The organism is Streptomyces humi (assembly GCF_001005085.2).
Taxonomy (GTDB): domain Bacteria; phylum Actinomycetota; class Actinomycetes; order Streptomycetales; family Streptomycetaceae; genus Streptomyces; species Streptomyces humi.
In genome coordinates this window covers 1-3,220 of record NZ_LBMU02000154.1, presented here as the reverse complement: position 1 = coordinate 3,220, position 3,220 = coordinate 1, and the positions used below count along the sequence as shown (strand labels likewise).

Annotated in this window: 1 protein-coding gene; it reads right to left on the bottom strand. The window is 71.0% G+C overall.

Going from position 1 to position 3,220, the window contains the following annotated elements; translation table 11 throughout:
- Positions 1-3,220, bottom strand: a 3,220-nt coding sequence (locus AAW13_RS43335; protein ID WP_143145110.1) for a condensation domain-containing protein, incomplete at both ends; no start/stop codon positions are given.

Below are 3,220 nucleotides of genomic sequence, written 5' to 3'. Positions count from 1 at the left end.
CCGTCTGCGCGAGATCTCCTTCGCGGAGCACGACCTGCGCCCCGCTGTCGGCGACCATGAACTCCAGCCGCTCCGCCGGATAATCGGGATCCAACGGCAGATACGCACCACCCGCCAGCCACACCCCCAGCACGGCCACGACCATGTCGACACCACGCGGCAGACACAGCCCGACGACCGACTCTGCCCCAACGCCCCGGCCCCGCAGCTCATGCGCCAGCCGGTTCGCCCGCGTCAGCAGCCCGCCGTAGGTGAGCGCCTGGCCACCGGAGACGACTGCCACCGTGTCCGGAGTATCGGCGGCCCACCCGGCGATCAGCTCATGGACTCCACCCACGGACGGGAGGACGTCCGGGGCGCCGTTCCAGCCACGCACCAGCTGCTCGTGCTCGTCGGCGGACAGTACGGGCAGCTCCCCCACCCGCCGCTGCCCCGCGTCCTCCGCCACCGCCCCCAGCACGGTGACGAGGTGCCTTCCCAACCGCTGCACCGTGTCGGCGTCGAACCGCGACCGGTCGTACGACAGCTTGATCATGAGGTGCCGGCCGGAACCGGCGGTCAGACTGAGCGGATAACTCGCCTGCTGGCGGACGTGGTTGAGGCCGGTCGCGAGACCGTTCGCGGCCGAGAGCTCCCTGCCCTGTGCCAGGGTCTCGTCCGGGTAGTTCTCGAAGACGAAGAGGGTGTCGAACAGGGCCTGTCCGGACGGGACCTCGCTCCAGGCCGTGATCGTCGCGAGTGGTGTGTGCTCGTACCGCCGGGCCCGGACCTGCTCGTCCTGAAGTCCGGTCAGCCAGTCGGCCACCGGTTGGTCCCGGTCGATACGGATCCGTACCGGTGTGGTGTTGAGCAGCAGACCGACCATGTCGTCCATGCCGTCGATCTGGCCGCCCCGCCCGGACGAGGTCGCACCGAAGACCACGTCGTCGGAGCCCGCGTGCAGCGCCAGGACCAGCGCCCACGCGCCCTGCACCACGGTGTTCAGGGTGAGGCGGTGGCGACGGGCGAACTCCGCCAGAGCGGCCCCCGCCACCGGATCGGGCAGTTCGAGGTGCACGTCCTGCTGGCCCTGTTCGCCCGTGTCCCGTTCCGCGCCAGGCGACGTGGGCTCGGTGAAGCCGGCCAGCCGTCCGGCCCAGTACCCGCGTGCCTCGTCGAGATCCTGCCCGGCCACCCAGCCCACGAAGTCCCGGAAGGGGGCGCGCGCCGGAAGCTGCGGCCGTTCACCCGCCCGGAAGGCTTGGTACGCCGCCAGCATCTCGCCCAGGACGATGGGCACACTCCACCCGTCCAGCAGCAGGTGGTGGTAGCTCCAGACGAGTTGGTGCCGGTCCTCGGCCAGTCGTAGCAGTGTCAGTCGGACCAGTGTGGGGGCCGAGAAGTCCGCGCCCCGCTGCCAGTCCTCGGCGAGGTGGTCCTCGATCGCCCGCTGCTGGGCGTCCGCCTCCAGGTGCGAGAGGTCCAGGAGGCTCAGCGGCAGGGGGACGGACCGGGAGACCACGGCCAGTGGCTCCGGTACGCCGTCCCACACGACCGTGCTGCGCAGTATCTCGTGCCGGGAGAACACCAGTTCCCAGGCGCGCCGGAGCGCGTCGAGGTCGAGGTCACCGTCGAGGACGAGCCCGTTCTGCACCCAGTACATGCCTGGGTCGGCGGACAGATGGGTGTGGAAGAGCATGCCCTGCTGCAACGCCGTCAACGGGTAGACGTCGTCGATCACCGTCGTGACGTGGCGCGCGACGACGTCCACCGCGGTCTGGTCGAGACGGGCCAGCGGGAAGTCCGACGGGGTGTGCCCGCCGACGTCCGGACGGCAGCAGTACGCGATCAGGTCGGTCAGGACCTCGATGTAGCGCCGCGCCAACCGCCGTACCGTCGCCTCCCCGTGCACCTCACCGCCGTACGTCCAGCTCATCTCCAGTACGCCGTCGGCGATTTGGCAGTTGACCTCGATGAGGTGGGCGCGCTCTCCCTGGGACGACTGGTCCGCTCCGAACGACCGTCCGGACGGACGGAAGCGCCGTGCGTTGTCGTCTCCCTCCCGGTGGGGGCCGGGTCCGCCGGACTGGCCGAGGTAGTTGAAGCTGACCTCAGCACCGGGGCGGCCTGGCTCGGGTGTCCAGTCCGTCAGGTGGCGCAGGAGGCCGTAGCCGAGACCCTTGCGGGGCACCGCCCGCAGGTACTCCTTCGTCCGCCGCAACAGATCACCCAGGTCACCGTCCGCCAGGCCCGACAGGGCCACCGGATACACGCTCGTGAACCAGCCCACGGTCCGTGACACGTCGACATCGGCACCCACGTCCTCACGGCCGTGACCCTCCACGTCCACCACCACCGACGGGGCATCGCACCACTCGGTGAGCACTACGCCGAGTGCGCTCAGCAGCACGTCGTTGATCTGCGTGCGGAACGCCTGCGGCACCTCCCGCAGCAACCGCTCCGTGTCCTCCGCACCGAGGACCACGTCCACCCGGCGCGCGAGGTCGACCGCGTTCGCGCCGCTCAGCTCGCGCGGCAGGGCGGTGGCGGCTGTTTCTGTCCGCCGCCAGTACGCGGCCTCCTCGGCCAGCTCCGGGGTGCCGGCCAGCTCCGACAGGCGCTCCGCCCACCGCATGAAGGACGTCGTCTTGGGCGGCAGGACGACCGAGTCGCCCCCGGCCGCCTGCTCGTACGCCGACGCCAGGTCCTCCAGCAGAACCGGCCAGGACACCGCGTCCACGACCAGGTGATGGACGGCGACAAGCAGCAGCCGGCCCTGCTCACCACGCTCGAAGAGCGCCGCACGCAGCAGCGGTCCCGCACCCAGGTCGAGACTCGCCTGCACCTGTGTGGCACGGGCGTCGAGGAACGCCTCGTCCGCACCGGCCGCGTCGATCACCGTCAGCAGATCGGCGGGCTCGGCGGGCACCACACGCCCGGCCCACCGGCCCTCCTCGCGCACGAAGCGGGACCGCAGGACGTCATGCTGCTCGACCACGGCCCGCAGAGCCGTCCGCAGCGCCTCCGGATCCGGATCGCCGGCGACCTCCAGCACCGTCGACTGGTTGAAGTGCCACGCCTCCGGCAGATCCCGCTCCAGGAACCACCGCTGGATCGGCGTCAGCGGGAACTCACCGACCACCAGGCCCTGTTCGGCGTCGGTGCCGTTCTCACCCGCCGCCACCGACGCCAGGCCCGCGACCGTCTGGTGGTCGAAGAGCTGGGCCACGGTGACGTGCAC